The sequence below is a fragment of the Streptomyces albireticuli genome, from assembly GCF_021228125.1.
GTDB classification, from domain to species: domain Bacteria; phylum Actinomycetota; class Actinomycetes; order Streptomycetales; family Streptomycetaceae; genus Streptomyces; species Streptomyces albireticuli.
Genome location: NZ_JAJQQS010000002.1, coordinates 643,257 through 658,052 on the forward strand (window position 1 = coordinate 643,257; position 14,796 = coordinate 658,052).

Annotated in this window: 8 protein-coding genes and 1 pseudogene; 3 read left to right on the forward strand and 6 right to left on the reverse strand. The window is 72.8% G+C overall.

Annotation, left to right across the window (positions count from 1 at the left end; all coding sequences use genetic code 11):
- Positions 1 to 16: 16 nt before the first annotated feature.
- Entirely contained in the window at positions 17 to 3,127 is a 3,111-nt protein-coding gene (locus tag LUZ64_RS03055) for a bifunctional [glutamine synthetase] adenylyltransferase/[glutamine synthetase]-adenylyl-L-tyrosine phosphorylase (RefSeq protein ID WP_095583516.1), read from the forward strand.
- Between the two features lie 34 nt (positions 3,128 to 3,161).
- Here the strand turns inward: LUZ64_RS03055 and LUZ64_RS03060 are convergent, their stop codons facing one another.
- From LUZ64_RS03060 to LUZ64_RS03085, 6 genes are all read right to left on the reverse strand, one after another.
- Positions 3,162 to 4,070, reverse strand: a complete 909-nt coding sequence (locus LUZ64_RS03060) for a phosphatase PAP2 family protein (protein WP_095583517.1) — start codon at positions 4,068 to 4,070, stop codon at positions 3,162 to 3,164.
- A gap of 36 nt (positions 4,071 to 4,106) precedes the next feature.
- Complete coding sequence (locus LUZ64_RS03065) at positions 4,107 to 5,141, reverse strand: LacI family DNA-binding transcriptional regulator (protein WP_211305120.1); 1,035 nt, start codon at positions 5,139 to 5,141, stop codon at positions 4,107 to 4,109.
- Positions 5,142 to 5,166: 25 nt separating this feature from the next.
- Positions 5,167 to 6,804 (reverse strand): glycoside hydrolase family 13 protein, encoded by a 1,638-nt coding sequence (locus tag LUZ64_RS03070; RefSeq protein WP_095583519.1) that lies wholly within the window; start codon positions 6,802 to 6,804, stop codon positions 5,167 to 5,169.
- A 109-nt stretch (positions 6,805 to 6,913) separates the two neighbouring features.
- Positions 6,914 to 7,786, reverse strand: coding sequence for a sugar ABC transporter permease (locus LUZ64_RS03075; protein ID WP_095578930.1), 873 nt, complete (start codon positions 7,784 to 7,786; stop codon positions 6,914 to 6,916).
- A complete protein-coding gene (locus LUZ64_RS03080; RefSeq protein WP_095578929.1) occupies positions 7,783 to 8,760 on the reverse strand; it encodes a carbohydrate ABC transporter permease in 978 nt (325 codons plus the stop codon). Before LUZ64_RS03080 ends, LUZ64_RS03075 begins: the two co-directional genes overlap by 4 nt.
- 105 nt (positions 8,761 to 8,865) lie before the next feature.
- Positions 8,866 to 10,164, reverse strand: coding sequence for an extracellular solute-binding protein (locus tag LUZ64_RS03085; RefSeq protein WP_095578928.1), 1,299 nt, complete (start codon positions 10,162 to 10,164; stop codon positions 8,866 to 8,868).
- Between the two features lie 307 nt (positions 10,165 to 10,471).
- On the opposite strand from LUZ64_RS03085, the pseudogene LUZ64_RS03090 reads away from it, so the two are divergent.
- Positions 10,472 to 11,848: pseudogene (locus tag LUZ64_RS03090) on the forward strand (alpha-amylase); the annotation flags it as partial.
- Positions 11,849 to 12,082: 234 nt separating this feature from the next.
- Positions 12,083 to 14,722: a pullulanase-type alpha-1,6-glucosidase gene (gene pulA, locus LUZ64_RS03095; protein ID WP_232390911.1), complete on the forward strand. Its 2,640-nt coding sequence runs from the start codon at positions 12,083 to 12,085 to the stop codon at positions 14,720 to 14,722.
- The last annotated feature ends 74 nt before the right edge of the window (positions 14,723 to 14,796 follow it).

The following is a 14,796-nucleotide window of genomic DNA, read 5'->3' on the forward strand; positions in this document are numbered from 1 at the left end:
GACGAGAGGGTTGTCGATGACAATGCCACAGGGGCGCCGCAGCAGCTCGTACACCCGGCTGCTGCGCCACGGCTTCACCGACACCGCGGCCGCCGAGCGGCTGCTGGAGACCCCGGAGCTCGCCCCCGTGCACTCCGATCCGCTCCTCCTCGACGCCCTCGGCGCCACCGCCGACCCGGACCTCGCCCTGCGCGGCCTCGTCCGCCTCGTGGAGGCGCTTGGCGGCGCCGACCGGCAGACGTTCCTGGACACGCTCGTCACCGCCAAGCCGCTGCGCGACCGGCTGCTCGGCGTCCTCGGCGCCTCCGAGGCGCTCGGCGACCACCTCGTCCGCCACCCCGGCGACTGGTACGCGCTCGTCGCCTACGAGGCGGCCGATCTGCACCCCGGCGTACCGGAGTTCGAGCGGGCCCTCGCCGAGGGGGTGCGCGGCGACCGGGGCGCCGGGCTCACGCCCGCCGACGCGCTGCGCGCCGCCTACCGCCGGTGCCTGCTGACCATCGCCGCCCGTGACGTGTGCGGCACCACCGACGTCGCCCGGACCGCCGCCGAGCTGGCCGACCTGGCGACCGCGACCCTCCGCGCCGCCCTGGCCATCGCCGCCGAGGAGCAGCCGGAGGACGCCGGCCGCTGCCGGCTCGCCGTCATCGGGATGGGCAAGTGCGGGGGCGGGGAGCTCAATTACGTCTCGGACGTCGACGTCGTCTTCGTCGCCGAGCCGCGCGACACCGCACCGGAGGCCGACGCCGTGCGGGCCGCGACCCGGCTCGCCTCCCGGATGATGCGGGTCTGCTCCGACGTCACCCCCGAGGGCACCATCTGGCCCGTCGACGCCAACCTCCGCCCCGAGGGGCGCAACGGCCCCCTCGTGCGCACCCTCTCCAGCCACCTCGCCTACTACCAACGCTGGGCGAAGACCTGGGAGTTCCAGGCCCTCCTCAAGGCCCGGCCGGTCGCCGGCGACGAGGACCTCGGGCAGGCGTACGTGGACGCCGTCTCACCGCTGGTGTGGCAGGCCGCCGAGCGGGAGAACTTCGTCGCCGACGTCCAGCAGATGCGCCGCCGTGTCGTCGCCTCCATCCCCGCCACCCAGGTCGAGCGCGAGCTCAAGCTCGGCCCCGGCGGCCTGCGCGACGTCGAATTCGCCGTCCAGCTCCTCCAGTTGGTGCACGGCCGCAGCGACGCCACCCTGCGCGGCGGCAACACCCTCGGCGCCCTGACCGCGCTCGCCGCCGGCGGCTACGTGGGCCGCTCCGACGCCGCCGCCCTCGACTCCGCCTACCGCTTCCTGCGCACGCTGGAGCACCACATCCAGCTCCACCGGCTGCGCCGCACCCATCTGATGCCGGAGGCCGAGGCCGACCTGCGCCGGCTGGGGCGGTCACTGGCCCGCGCCTTCCGCTGGCCGGCCGGCACCGAGCCGGTCGACGGGCTCGGCAAGGAGTGGAAGCGGCATGCCCGCGAGGTGCGGCGGCTGCACGAGAAGCTTTTCTACCGGCCCCTTCTCGACGCCGTCGCCCAGCTGGAGCCCGGCGCCGCCCGGCTCAGTGCCAAGGCCGCCGGGCAGCGCCTGGAGGCCCTCGGCTACGCCGACCCCGCCGCCGCCCTGCGCCACCTGGAGGCGCTCGCCTCCGGGGTCTCCCGCAAGGCGGCCATCCAGCGCACCCTGCTGCCCGTCCTGCTCGGCTGGTTCGCCGACTCCGCCGACCCCGACGCCGGACTGCTCAACTTCCACAAGGTCTCCGACGCCCTCGGCAGGACCCCCTGGTACCTCCGGTTGCTGCGCGACGAGGGCGCCGCCGCCGAGAACCTCGCCCGGGTGCTCTCCGCCGGCCGGCTCGCCCCCGACCTGCTGCTGCGCGCCCCCGAGGCCGTCGCCCTGCTCGGCGACCCCGAGGGCCTGCGCCCGCGTGGCCTGGAGGCCCTGGAGCAGGAGGTGCTGGCCGCCGTGGGCCGGGCCGAGGACGCAGAGGCCGCCATCGTCGCCGTGCGCGGCGTGCGCCGCCGCGAGCTGTTCCGCACCGCCGCCGCCGACATCATCGGTGCCTACGGGCGCACCGGACCCGAACCCTCCTGGCGGCACAACGGCACCAACGGCACCCATGGCACCCACGGCACCGCCGCGAGTCCCCCCGCCGACACCGCGCCCAGTGACACCCACCTCCGCGCCGACACCGTCGGCGACGCCGTCTCCGACCTCAACGCGGCCGCCGTGGCCGGAGCGCTGCGCGCCGCCGTCCGCGCCGAGTGGGGCGACACCCTCCCCACCCGCTTCGCCGTCATCGGCATGGGCCGCTTCGGCGGCCACGAGCAGGGCTACGGCTCCGACGCCGACGTCCTCTTCGTCCACGAGGCCCGCGAGGGCGTCCCCGAGGAGGAGGCGGCCAAGGCCGCGTTCGCCGTCGCCACCGAGATGCGCCGCCTGCTGCAACTGCCCACCGCCGACCCGCCGCTGCTCATCGACGCCGACCTGCGCCCCGAGGGCAAGTCCGGCCCGATCGTGCGCAGCCTCGCCTCCTACGCCGCCTACTACCGGCGCTGGTCGCTGGTGTGGGAGAGCCAGGCGCTGCTGCGCGCCCGGCCGGTCGCGGGCGACGCCGACCTCGGCCGGCGCTTCATCGACCTGGTCGACCCGCTGCGCTACCCGGCCGAGGGCCTCGGCGAGGACGCGGTCCGGGAGATCCGGCGGCTGAAGGCCCGGATGGAGACCGAGCGGCTGCCGCGCGGCGGGGACCCGACGACCCACACCAAGCTGGGCCGCGGCGGGCTGTCCGACGTCGAGTGGACCGTGCAGCTGCTCCAGATGCGGCACGGCTGGGCCGAGCCCGGCCTGCGCACCACCCGCACCCGCGAGGCCCTGCGCGCCGCCCGCGCCGCCGAGCTGCTGAGCACCGAGGACGCGGCCATACTGGACGATGCGTGGGTGCTGGCGACCAGCGTCCGCAACGCGGTCATGCTCGTGCGCGGCCGGTCCGGCGACACCTTCCCGACCGAGAGCCGGGAGCTGGCGGCGGTGGGGCGGTACCTGGGGTACGAACCGGGGCACGTGGGGGAGATGCTGGACGACTACCGCCGGACGACGCGGCGTGCCCGCGCCGTCGTGGAGGAGCTGTTCTACGGCGCGTGAGCGGCGCCCGGGGCACCGCCGCGGGGGCCGCCCGTCAGCCTCGGCCGCGCGAGGGCGCGGCGGCCCCGGCCTCGCCGGACGGGCCGGCGCCCGCCGCGGCCACGTGCCGGGCCAGCCGGTGCGGGAAGCCCCGGAACCACACGAACGAGAGCCCGAAGCCGAACGAGAGGCACAGGAGCCCGCCCACGGCGTCCAGCCAGAAGTGGTTCGCCGTCGCCACGATGACGACCAGCGTCGCCACCGGGTACAGCGCGCCGAGCACCCGCACCCACACCGGGCGGGCCAGCAGGGCGATCGTGACGCCGCACCACGTGGACCAGCCGATGTGCATCGACGGCATCGCCGCGTACTGGTTGGAGACGTTGGCGAGATTGCCCGAGGCCATCGAGCCCCAGGTGTGGTGCACCAGGACGGTGTCGACGAAATCCACGCCGTTCATCAGCCGGGGCGGGGCCAGCGGGAACAGGTAGTAACCGAGCAGGGCGACGCCCGTGGTCGCGAAGAGCGCCAGCCGGGCCGCGGCGTACCGCCCGGGATGCCAGCGGTAGAGCCACACGAGCACACCGATGGTGAGGACGAAGTGCAGGGTGGCGTAGTAGTAGTTCATCCCCACGATCAGCCACGTCACCGAATTGACGGCGTGGTTGACGGTGTTCTCCACGGCGATGTGGAGGGTGTTCTCGACGCTCCAGATCCAGTCGGCGTTGCGCAACGCCGCGGCCCGCTGCTCGGGCACGGCGTTGCGCACCAGGGAATACGTCCAGTAACTCACCGCGATCAGCAGCACCTCGAACCACAGCCGTGGCCGACGCGGTGAGCGCGGCGTCCACAGGCGGGGTTTTCGCTGGACGGCACCCTCGGGCGACGGCCGGTCCGCTCGCTCCTCGGTGGGTGGCGGGGCGGCCGTCCGGCCTTCCAGGGTCCTTACTGTCGCTTCACCCATAGAGAAACAGTCTGCCAGATACGGGCGGGGGCCAGATCATCCCCAAGTCTGGTCTTGGGCCGGGGCCGAAGCCGTTGAACCACGAACCACCAATTCGGGCAGGAACACGAATTCGCTGTGCGGCGCGGGGGTCCCCCCGACCTCCTCCAGCAGCGCCCTGACCGCCGCCTGCCCCATGGACGGCACGGGCTGCCGGATGGTGGTCAGCGGCGGGTCCGTGAAGGCGATGAGCGGAGAGTCGTCGAAGCCCACCACGGAGACGTCCCGGGGCACCTCCAGGCCCAGCTGACGGGCCGCCCGCACGACGCCGAGGGCCATCATGTCGCTCGCGCACACGACGGCGGTCGCGCCCCGCGCCAGGAGCGCGGCGGCCGCCGCCTGGCCGCCCTCCAGGCTGAACAGCGAGTGCTCGATCAGCTCCTCGGCGTCGCCCGGCCCGACGCCCAGTTCGTCCTGCATGGCGCGGAGGAAACCCTCGATCTTCCGCTGTACCGGTACATACCGCTTGGGGCCCAGCGCCAGCCCGATCCGCCGGTGCCCCAGCGCCGCCAGATGGGTGACGGCCAGCCGGACGGCCGCCCGGTCGTCGGGCGAGACGAACGGCGCCCGCACCTTCGGCGAGAAGCCGTTGATCAGCACGAACGGCACGCCCTGCGCGCGCAGCCGCTCGTAGCGCTGCATATCGGCGGAGGTGTCGGCGTGCAACCCGGAGACGAAGATGATGCCGGCGACGCCCCGATCGACGAGCATCTCCGTCAGCTCGTCCTCCGTGGAGCCGCCCGGCGTCTGGGTCGCCAGCACCGGGGTGTATCCCTGGCGGGTCAGGGCCTGCCCGATGACCTGGGCGAACGCCGGGAAGATGGGGTTGTCCAGCTCGGGCGTGATCAGCCCCACCAGGCCCTCGCTGCGCTGCCGCAGCCGCACGGGCCGCTCGTAGCCCAGCACGTCGAGCGCGGCCAGCACGGACTGGCGGGTGGAGGCGGCCACCCCCGGCTTCCCGTTGAGGACGCGACTGACGGTTGCTTCGCTGACACCCGCCTGGGCTGCGATATCGGCTAGCCGGGCGGTCACAGGACTGGACCTTACCGGTCGCATCTCAGACTGCCCACCAGACACAGGAATCGGAGGGCAGCCGGACCGTCCCGCCGGAGAACTCCAGGGCGCGGGTGGCGAGCACCGGGCGGCCCGGCACCGGCATCTCCACCTCCTCGTCCAGGGTGTTGAGCGTGCACACGAAACCCGGCCGGGACAGCGCCAGCACCCCCTCCGGACCGGCCAGCCAGCTCATCTCCCCGTCGCCCAGACCCGGCAGCTCCCGGCGCAGCGTCAGCGCCGAGCGGTACAGCTCCAGGGTCGAGCGCGGGTCGCCGGACTGCGCCGCCACCGACAGCTCGGCCCACTCGGCGGGCTGCGGCAGCCAGCTGCCACCGGGCCCGAAGCCGTACGGAGCCTCGTCGCCCGACCACGGCAGCGGCACCCGGCAGCCGTCCCGGGTGCCGTCCTGGCCGTCCCCGCGGAAGAACGCCGGGTCCTGGCGCACCTCGTCCGGCAGGTCCACGACCTCCGGCAGGCCCAGCTCCTCGCCCTGGTAGACATAGGCCGAGCCGGGCAGCGCCAGCATCAGCAGCGCCGCCGCCCGTGCCCGCGCGAGGCCCCGCTCACCGCCGCCGTAACGGGTGGTGTGCCGGACGACGTCGTGGTTGGACAGCACCCAGGTGGTGGGCGCGCCCACCGACCGGGTCGCGTCCAGTGACGCGTCGATCACCGTGCGCATCTCCGCCGCGTCCCACGCGCAGGTCAGGAACTGGAAGTTGAACGCCTGGTGCAGCTCGTCCGGGCGCACGTACAGCGCCAGCCGCTCCGAGGTCGGCGCCCAGGCCTCGGCCACCCCGATCCGCTCGCCGGCGTAGGAGTCCAGCAGCTGCCGCCAGGCGCGGTGGATCTCGTGCACGCCGTCCTGGTCGAAGAACGGCAGCACCTGCGCGCCGATCAGCTTCGCCTGCTCCTTGCGGCCGATGTCCGGCAGCCCCGGGGCCTTGACCATGCCGTGCGCCACGTCGATCCGGAAGCCGTCCACGCCCAGGTCCAGCCAGAACCGCAGCACCGAGTCGAACTCCTCCCGCACCTGGGGGTTCTCCCAGTTGAGGTCGGGCTGCTCGGGGGCGAAGAGGTGGAGGTACCACTCGCCCGGGGTGCCGTCGGGGCCCGCCGTCCGGGTCCACGCCGGGCCGCCGAAGACGGACTCCCAGTCGTTGGGCGGCAGTTCCCCGGCCGCGCCCCGGCCCGGCCGGAAGTGGTAGCGCGCGCGGGCCGTCCCCCCCGGACGGTCCGCGAGCGCGGCCCGGAACCACGCGTGCCGCTCGGAGGTGTGGTTGGGCACGATGTCGACGATGACCCGCAGCCCCAGCCGGTGCGCCTCCCGGACCAGGTCGTCGGCGTCCGACAGATCCCCGAACAGCGGGTCCACGGCACGGTAGTCCGCCACGTCGTAACCGCCGTCCGCCTGCGGCGAGGCGTAGAACGGCGTCAGCCACACGGCGTCCACACCCAGCCCGGCCAGGTGCGGCAGCCGCTCGCGGATCCCTCGCAGGTCGCCGATGCCGTCGCCGTCGCTGTCGGCGAAGGAGCGCACGTACACCTGGTAGATGACGGCGCTGCGCCACCAGCCCTCCGCCTGCGGCGAGGAGGGGGCGGCGCCCTGGCTGCGGACGGAGGGCGCGAGGTCCTGGGTCATGTACGTCCTATTCGGTTGCGAGAGACGGGCGGGATGCGGTGCGGGCGGCGGACGGGGCGGGCGGGGTGCCGGCGGGGCCGTACGGGTCAACGACGGCGGGCGGACAAGGTCAGCCCTTGGTGCCGCCCGCGGTCAGCCCGGCGACCAGGTGCCGCTGGGCCAGGAAGAACACGGCGCCGGCGGGGACGGCGATCAGCACGGCGGCGGCCGTCATCAGGCCCCACTCGGCCTTCTGCTGGCCGACGAAGGTCTGCAGGCCGACCGCCAGGGTGTAGTGCTCCTCGCTGCTCATGAACTGGGTGGCGAAGGCGACTTCGCCCCACGCGGTGATGAAGGAGTAGAAACCGGTCACGGCCAGCCCGGGCCGGGCGAGCGGCAGGATCAGCCGCCAGAAGGTGCCGAAGGGGCTCAGCCCGTCCACCCGCCCCGCCTCGTCGATCTCGGCGGGAATGGTGTCGAAGTACCCCTTGAGCATCCAGGCGCAGAACGGCACGGAGACCGAGCAGTAGGTCACGATCAGACCGAGGTAGGAGTCCAGGAGTTCGAGTTCACCCAAAATGTTGTACAACGGCACGATCAGCACCGCCATCGGGAACATCTGAACGACCAGGAAGGTCCACATCAGCGAGCGGTGGCCGGGGAAGCGCATCCGGGAGACGGCGTAGCCCGCGGTCGCCGCGACGAACACCCCGAGCAGGGTGGCCCCCAGGGACACGATCACGGAGTTCCCGAACCAGGTCAGGAACTTCGTCTCGCCCAGGATGTGGGTGTAGTTGGACAGGTCGAAGCCGACGAACCGGGTGGGCTCCTGCCAGCCGTCGCGTCCGCGCAGCGAGACGAAGACGACGAAGAGCACCGGGAACAGGGCGATCAGGCTCGCGACGGCGAGCGTGGTGTGCAGCGCGACGGACGCGCCGCGCGACCGCTCGCCACGGGCCTTGGGCGGCCGGGCGGTGGCGCCGAGGGGGCTCTTGTCGCTCATCGGGTGGCCTCCTGGCGGGCGAGCGTCCGGCGGTGGAAGACGGCGAAGACCAGCAGCAGGGAGAGGATGAGGATGCCGTAGGTGGCGGAGCCCGCGTAGTCACGCACGCCCTGGAAGGCGAGACGGTAGGCGTAGGTCACCAGGATCTCGCTCTCGGAGCTCGCACCCTGCCCGATCAGCAGGTAGATCACCTGGAACATGTTGAACGTCCAGATGACGCCCAGCAGGATCACCGTGCCGCTCACCGGCCGCAGCCCCGGCAGGGTCACGTGCCGGAAGCGCTGCCACGGGGTCGCCCCGTCCATCTCCGCGGCCTCGTGCAGCTCCTTGGGTATCGACTGGAGCCCGCCGAGGATCGCCACCATCATGAACGGCACGCCCAGCCACACATTGACGGCGACCGCCGACACCTTCTGGAGGGTGCTGTCGCCCAGCCAGTCGACGGGGTCGATGCCGAGGGTGTTCAGGAAGGCGTTGAAGACGCCGTACTTCTCGTTGAACATCAGCCGCCAGGAGAAGGTGGCGACGAACGCGGGCACCGCCCACGGCAGGATCAGCAGCACCCGGTACAGCGCCCGGAACCGCAGCGGCCGGTTGAGCAGCAGCGCGAGCCCGAGGCCGATCGTGTAGTGCAGCAGCACACAGCTCGTGGTCCACACCACGGTCCAGCCGAGCCGAGAGTAGAAGTGGCCCTCCTGCCCGGACAGCACCTTCCAGTAGTTGTCCAGACCGACCGACTTGTACGTCGCCGCGATGTGGTTGACGCCGATGGTGCGGCCGACGTTCGCCTCGTTGGCGTCGGTGAAGGACAGATAGACGCCCCGGCCCAGCGGATAGCCGACGAGCACGGCCAGGACCACGACCACCGGCAGCACCATGGCCCAGGCGTACCAGTGGGTGTCGAAGGAGCGCTTGGCCCGGGTGAGCGGACCGGGCGGGGGCGGGCTGCCGGTCTCGGAAACGGCGGTGGTCATGGTGGGCGGCTTTCGTCCGGGGCGGATGGAGGACCGGGGGCCCGGGGGAGGACCCCGGGCCGGAAGGGCGCGGCGAGCCGGGGAAGGGAAACCCCGCGACCCCGCCTACTCGACCGAGTAGTCCTTCAGCAGCGCCGACTTCCACGCCTTGGCCGTCGCGTCCAGCCCGTCCTTCGGCTCCTCCTTCAGCGTGAGGATCTTCGTGTAGTGCTGGAGCCAGTCAGTGAACAGGTCGCCGCCCTGCGGGATCGGCGGCCGCGGGTGCGCCTTCGACAGGGCGCCGTAGTACGCGCTGCGCACCGGGTCGGCGAGGACGGCCTGGGAGTAGGCGGACTTACGGGTCGGCAGTACGCCGATCTCCTTCGAGACGGCCTCCTGCTGGGCGGCCTCGGTCATGAACCGGGTGAAGAGGTACGAGGCGTCGAAGTTCCTGGACCCGGCGTAGACGACGAGGTTGTGGCCGCCGACCGGGGCGCCCGCGGTGCCCGTGGAGCCGGCCGGGACGGCCGCGATGCCCAGGTTCTCCTTGGCCTTGTACGCGTCGCCGCCGAAGATCTCCTTGGTCGCCCACGGCCCGTCGATGAGCATCGCGAGCTTGCCGTTCTTGAAGTCGGTCTTGAGGGCGTTGTAGCCGTCGGTGCCGGCCGGCTTGGGCGCGGCACCGGACTTCACCAGGTCGACGGCGGTCTCGATGCCCTTGAGGGACGCGGCGTTCGCGATGGTGATCTTCTTCTGCCCGGCGTCCACCATGTCGCTCTTCTCGCCGTAGAGGAACGGCAGCGAGTAGTAGCTGTCGGGGCTGAGGCCGATGCCGGCGGCGCCGGTCTTGTCCTTGATCTTCTCGGCGGCCTCCTTGACCGCCTTCCAGTCGGCCGGGGGCTTGTCGATGCCGGCCTTCGCGAACAGCTCCTTGTTGTAGAGCAGTCCGAGGGTGTCGGTGACCTGCGGGACGCCGTACGTCTTGCCCTGGTACGCGGCGTTCTTCAGGGGGCCTTCGAGGAAGTCGGAGGACTTGTCGAGCGCCGGGGTGCCCGTCAGGTCCTTGAGGTAGCCGAGCTGGGCGAAGCCGGGGGTCCAGCCGACGTCCGAACGCAGCACGTCGGGGGCGCCCTTGCCGGTGGAGGCGGCGGTCTTGAACTTCTGCTGCGCCTGGTCGAAGGGCACGTTGACGTACTCGACCTCGATCTTGGGGTACTTCTGCTCGAAGGCCGCGACCAGCTTCTTGAACGCGGGCGCCTCGTTGGTGGCGTCGGAGGTGTCCCACCAGGTGACCTTGCCGCTCACGCCGCCCGGGTCGTCCGCCGCCTTGGAGCCGTCGCCGCCGTCCCCGCCGTCGCTTCCGCACGCGGTCGCGGTGAGGGCCAGCACGCCGACGAGGGCGGCGACCGATATGCCTCTTCGCATATGGATCTCCTCTTCAAAGAGGCCGACCTGTCGCGGGCGGCCCGAGCTGTGGAGGAAGCTAACAGGCTGAAATCTCTTGCGAAAGAGTTTGCAAGGAGGGAATCGCGAGATTTCCGGGTTGTAACCGGACCGTGTCCCAAGGGTTGACCAGGGCGGAGGGGGCTCGTACGGTCTCGTCCGGCAAGTACTTGCCGCCGTGCGGGCAATCTTGCAGAAAGAACCTTCATGGGCCTTGAGGGCATTGCGCGTTGCCGTAGAGGCCGCCCACCCCCCAGGAGACCCCATGGCTTCCCTCGGCATGCCCGGAATCGCCCGAAGAACCCTGGCGGCCGCCGTCGCCTTCGTGGCGGGCGCGGTCCTCGTGGCCCCGGAGGCGACGGCGGCGCCGGCCACGGCGCTCGGCTCGGGGGACGTCACCGCCGTCCTCTTCGAGTGGAAGTACGCCTCCGTCGCCGAGGAGTGCGCGGACACCCTGGGCCCGGCCGGCTACGGGTACGTCCAGGTCTCCCCGCCCCAGGAACACATCCAGGGCCCGCAGTGGTGGACCTCCTACCAGCCCGTCGGCTACCGGATCGCCGGCCGGCTCGGCGACCGCGCCGCCTTCGCGGACATGGTCCGCGCCTGCCACGCGGCCGGGGTCAAGGTCGTCGCCGACGTCGTGATCAACCACATGTCGGCCGGCTCCGGCACCGGAACCGGCGGCTCCACGTATACGAAGTACGACTACCCCGGCACGTACCAGCGCCAGGACATGGACGACTGCACGGCCGAGGTCACCGACTACCGGAACCGCCGGAACGTCCAGGACTGCGAGCTCGTCGGCCTCGCGGACCTCGACACCGGCGAGGAGTACGTCCGCGGCCGCGTCGCCCGGTACCTCGACGACCTGCTCGCCCTGGGCGTCGACGGCTTCCGCGTCGACGCCGCGAAGCACATCCCCACCGAGGACCTCGCCGCGATCAAGGCCCGGACCGCCCGGCCCGGCGTCCTGTGGAAGCAGGAGACCATCTTCGGCGCCGGGGAGGCCGTCCAGCCGGACGAATACCTCCGCAACGGCGACGTCCAGGAATTCCGCTACGCCCGTGACCTCAAGCGGGTGTTCCTCGGCGAACGCCTCGCGTACCTCAAGAACTACGGCGAGGGCTGGGGCTACCTCCCCGGCGACCGGGCCTCCGTGTTCGTCGACAACCACGACACCGAGCGCGGCGGCGACACCCTCACCTACAAGGACGGCGCCGCCTACACCCTGGCCAACGTCTTCGCGCTCGCCTGGCCCTACGGCTCCCCGGACGTCCACTCCGGCTACGAGTTCACCGACCGCGACGCGGGACCGCCGAACGGCGGCGCCGTGACGGCGTGTTGGCGCGACGGCTGGAAGTGCCAGCACAAGTGGCCGGAGATCAAGGCCATGGTCGGCTTCCGCAACGCGGTGCGGGGGACGGCGGTCGGCGACTGGTGGGACAACGGGTACCAGGCGATCGCCTTCGGGCGGGGCGACAAGGGGTACGTGGTCGTCAACCACGAGTCCTTCGCGCTGAGCCGCACGTTCCAGACGTCGCTGCCGGGGGGTTCGTACTGCGATGTGCAGAGCGGGCGGCGGGTGTCGGTGGGGGCGGACGGGCGCTTCACGGCGACGGTGGGGGCGGGGACGGCGGTGGCGCTGCACACGGCCGCGCGTACGTGCGGTTGATTCACCTGCCCGCCCCTTCCCGACCCGGTGCTCCGCCCCGGACCCCGGTCCTCGAACGCCGGACGGGCTGGATTTTCCAGCCCGTCCGGCGCTTGAGGACACCGCGCGGAGCGCGGCAAGGGGGCCCGGGGGCGAAGCCCCCGGTTACGGGAAGGGGCGGGTAGGGGACAAGGCCCCGCGCAGCGGCAACCCACCCGCACCCCCACCCACCCCGAAGGAGCCGCACACATGAGACCCGCCCACCGAACCGCCGCCACCCTCCTCGCCGCCCTCACCTTCCTCATACCCACCGGCCCCACCCCCGCCCACGCCACCACGCCCACCCCCACCCCCACCCCCACCCCCACCGACGCCCGCGTCCAATGGATCGACAGATCCACCCTCGCCTGGCCCAAGAACCTCGGCGACCCCACCCGCCCCCACCACCTCACCTACGACGCCGGCCGCAAGGCCCACGGCACCCTGGACCTCACCCGCGTCCCCGGCGGCCTCACCGCCGCGCAGCGGGCCGAGTACCCCCACCTAGCCGCCGGTTACGACGCCTACCGCGTCGACGCCCGGGGCCGCGAACGCGACGTGCTCAGCGGGCGGCTCGTCGCCGGGACGGACGGGGTCGCGACCGGCGTGCAGATCCCCGGCGTCCTCGACGACCTGTACGCGGGGGCCGCCGCCGGGGCGAGGCTCGGGCCCGTGTTCCGGGACGGCAGGCCCACCCTCTCCGTCTGGGCGCCCACCGCGCGCCACGTCGCCCTGGAGCTCGACGGCCGGACCGTCCCCATGCGCCGCGACGACACCAGCGGCGTATGGAGCGCCGAAGGCTCCCGCGACTGGGCCGGGAAGCCCTACCGCTACGCCGTCACCGTCTGGGCGCCGTCGGCCGGGAAGGTCGTCACCAACCTGGTCACCGACCCCTACTCCACCGCCCTGACCGCCGACTCCGCCCGCAGCCTCGTCACCGACCTCGCGGACCCGGCCCTGTCCCCGGCGGGCTGGCGCGGTCTCCGCAAGCCGAAGGCCGTCCCGTTGCGGGACGCGGCGATCCAGGAGCTGCACCTCCGGGACTTCTCCGTCGCCGACCGCAGCGCGAAGCACCCCGGGCAGTACCTCGCCTTCGCCGACCCCTCCTCGGCCGGCACCCGCCACCTGCGGGAACTGGCCCGCGCGGGCACCTCGTACGTCCACCTCCTCCCCGCCTTCGACTTCGCGACCGCCCCCGAGCGCCGCGCCGACCAGGCGACACCGCCCTGCGACCTCGCCGCCCTCCCGGCCGACTCCGACCGCCAGCAGGACTGCACGGGCAAGGCCGCCGCCCGCGACGCCTACAACTGGGGCTACGACCCGCTCCACTACACCGTCCCCGAGGGCTCGTACGCCTCCGACCCCGACGGGCCGCGCCGGACCCTGGAGTTCCGGCGGATGGTCCAGGGGCTGGCCGACGACGGGCTGCGGACCGTCATGGACGTCGTCTACAACCACACCGCCGCCTCCGGGCAGAGCGAGAAGTCCGTCCTCGACCGCATCGTGCCCGGCTACTACCACCGCCTCCTCGACGACGGCGCCGTGGCCGGCTCCACCTGCTGCGCGGGCACCGCCCCCGAGCACGCCATGATGGGCAAGCTCGTCGTGGACTCCGTGGTCACCTGGGCCAGGGAGTACAAGGTCGACGGATTCCGCTTCGACCTCATGGGCCACCACCCCAAGGCGAACATCCTGGCCGTCCGCCGGGCCCTCGACGCCCTCACCCCGGCGAAGGACGGCGTCGACGGCAAGGCCGTGATCCTCTACGGCGAGGGCTGGAACTTCGGGGAAGCCGCGAACGACGCCCGCTTCGTCCAGGCCACACAGAAGAACATGGCCGGCACCGGCGTCGCCACCTTCTCCGACCGGGCCCGCGACGCCGTCCGGGGCGGCGGGCCCTTCGACGAGGACCCGCGCGTCCAGGGCTTCGCCTCCGGGCTCTTCACCGCCCCCAACGACTCGCCCGCGAACGGCTCGCCCGCCGAGCAGCGGGCCCGGCTCCTGCACGCGCAGGACCTCGTCAAGGTCGGCCTGAGCGGCAACCTCGCCGGATACCGCTTCACGGACACGTCCGGCCGTGCCGTCCGCGGCGCCGACGTCGACTACAACGGCTCACCCGCGGGCTACGCCGACGCGCCCGGCGACGCCCTCGCCTATGCCGACGCCCACGACAACGAGAGCCTCTACGACGCCCTCGCCTTCAAGCTGCCCCGGGCCACCGCGCCCGCCGACCGGGCCAGGGCACAGGTACTCGCCCTGGCCACCACGGCGCTCTCACAGGGCCCGTCCCTCTCCCAGGCCGGTACGGACCTGCTGCGCTCCAAGTCCCTGGACCGCAACTCCTACGACAGCGGCGACTGGTTCAACGCGATCCACTGGGACTGCCGGGACGGCAACGGCTTCGGCCGCGGTCTGCCGCCGGCCGCCGACAACGCCGCCAAGTGGCCCTACGCCCGCCCCCTCCTGGCCGACCCCGCCCTCCGCCCCGGCTGCGGCCCGGTCACGGCGGCCTCGGCGGCCTACCGGGACCTGCTCCGGATCCGCACGACGGAGCAGGCGTTCCGCCAGAAGACGGCCGCGGACGTACAGGCGGCCCTGTCGTTCCCGCTGTCCGGGCGGGACGAGACACCGGGCGTGATCACCATGCGGCTCGGTGACCTGGTGGTGGTGTTCAACGCGACGACGGGGTGGCGGAGCGAGCGGATCGCGGAGCTGACGGGCGCCCGGTACGGGTTGCACCCGGTGCAGGCCGGCGGGGCGGATCCGGTGGTGAAGGGGGCGGTGTACGACGTCACGAGCGGGACGTTCGCGGTGCCGGGGCGGACGGTGGCGGTGTTCCGGGCGGGGTAGTGGGCCGGGGCGGAGCCCCGGTTAACGGGAAGGGGCGGGTAGGGGAAAGCCCCTCCGGCGGCCGCGACGCCGCG

Bases quoted from the DNA above. Each gene is read 5' to 3' on its own strand.
- LUZ64_RS03055 (WP_095583516.1), top strand. From the start codon at position 17: ATGACAATGCCACAGGGGCGCCGCAGCAGCTCGTACACCCGGCTGCTG.
- LUZ64_RS03060 (WP_095583517.1), bottom strand. From the start codon at position 4,070: ATGGGTGAAGCGACAGTAAGGACCCTGGAAGGCCGGACGGCCGCCCCG.
- LUZ64_RS03070 (WP_095583519.1), bottom strand. From the start codon at position 6,804: ATGACCCAGGACCTCGCGCCCTCCGTCCGCAGCCAGGGCGCCGCCCCC.
- LUZ64_RS03075 (WP_095578930.1), bottom strand. From the start codon at position 7,786: ATGAGCGACAAGAGCCCCCTCGGCGCCACCGCCCGGCCGCCCAAGGCC.
- LUZ64_RS03080 (WP_095578929.1), bottom strand. From the start codon at position 8,760: ATGACCACCGCCGTTTCCGAGACCGGCAGCCCGCCCCCGCCCGGTCCG.
- LUZ64_RS03085 (WP_095578928.1), bottom strand. From the start codon at position 10,164: ATGCGAAGAGGCATATCGGTCGCCGCCCTCGTCGGCGTGCTGGCCCTC.
- pulA (WP_232390911.1), top strand. From the start codon at position 12,083: ATGAGACCCGCCCACCGAACCGCCGCCACCCTCCTCGCCGCCCTCACC.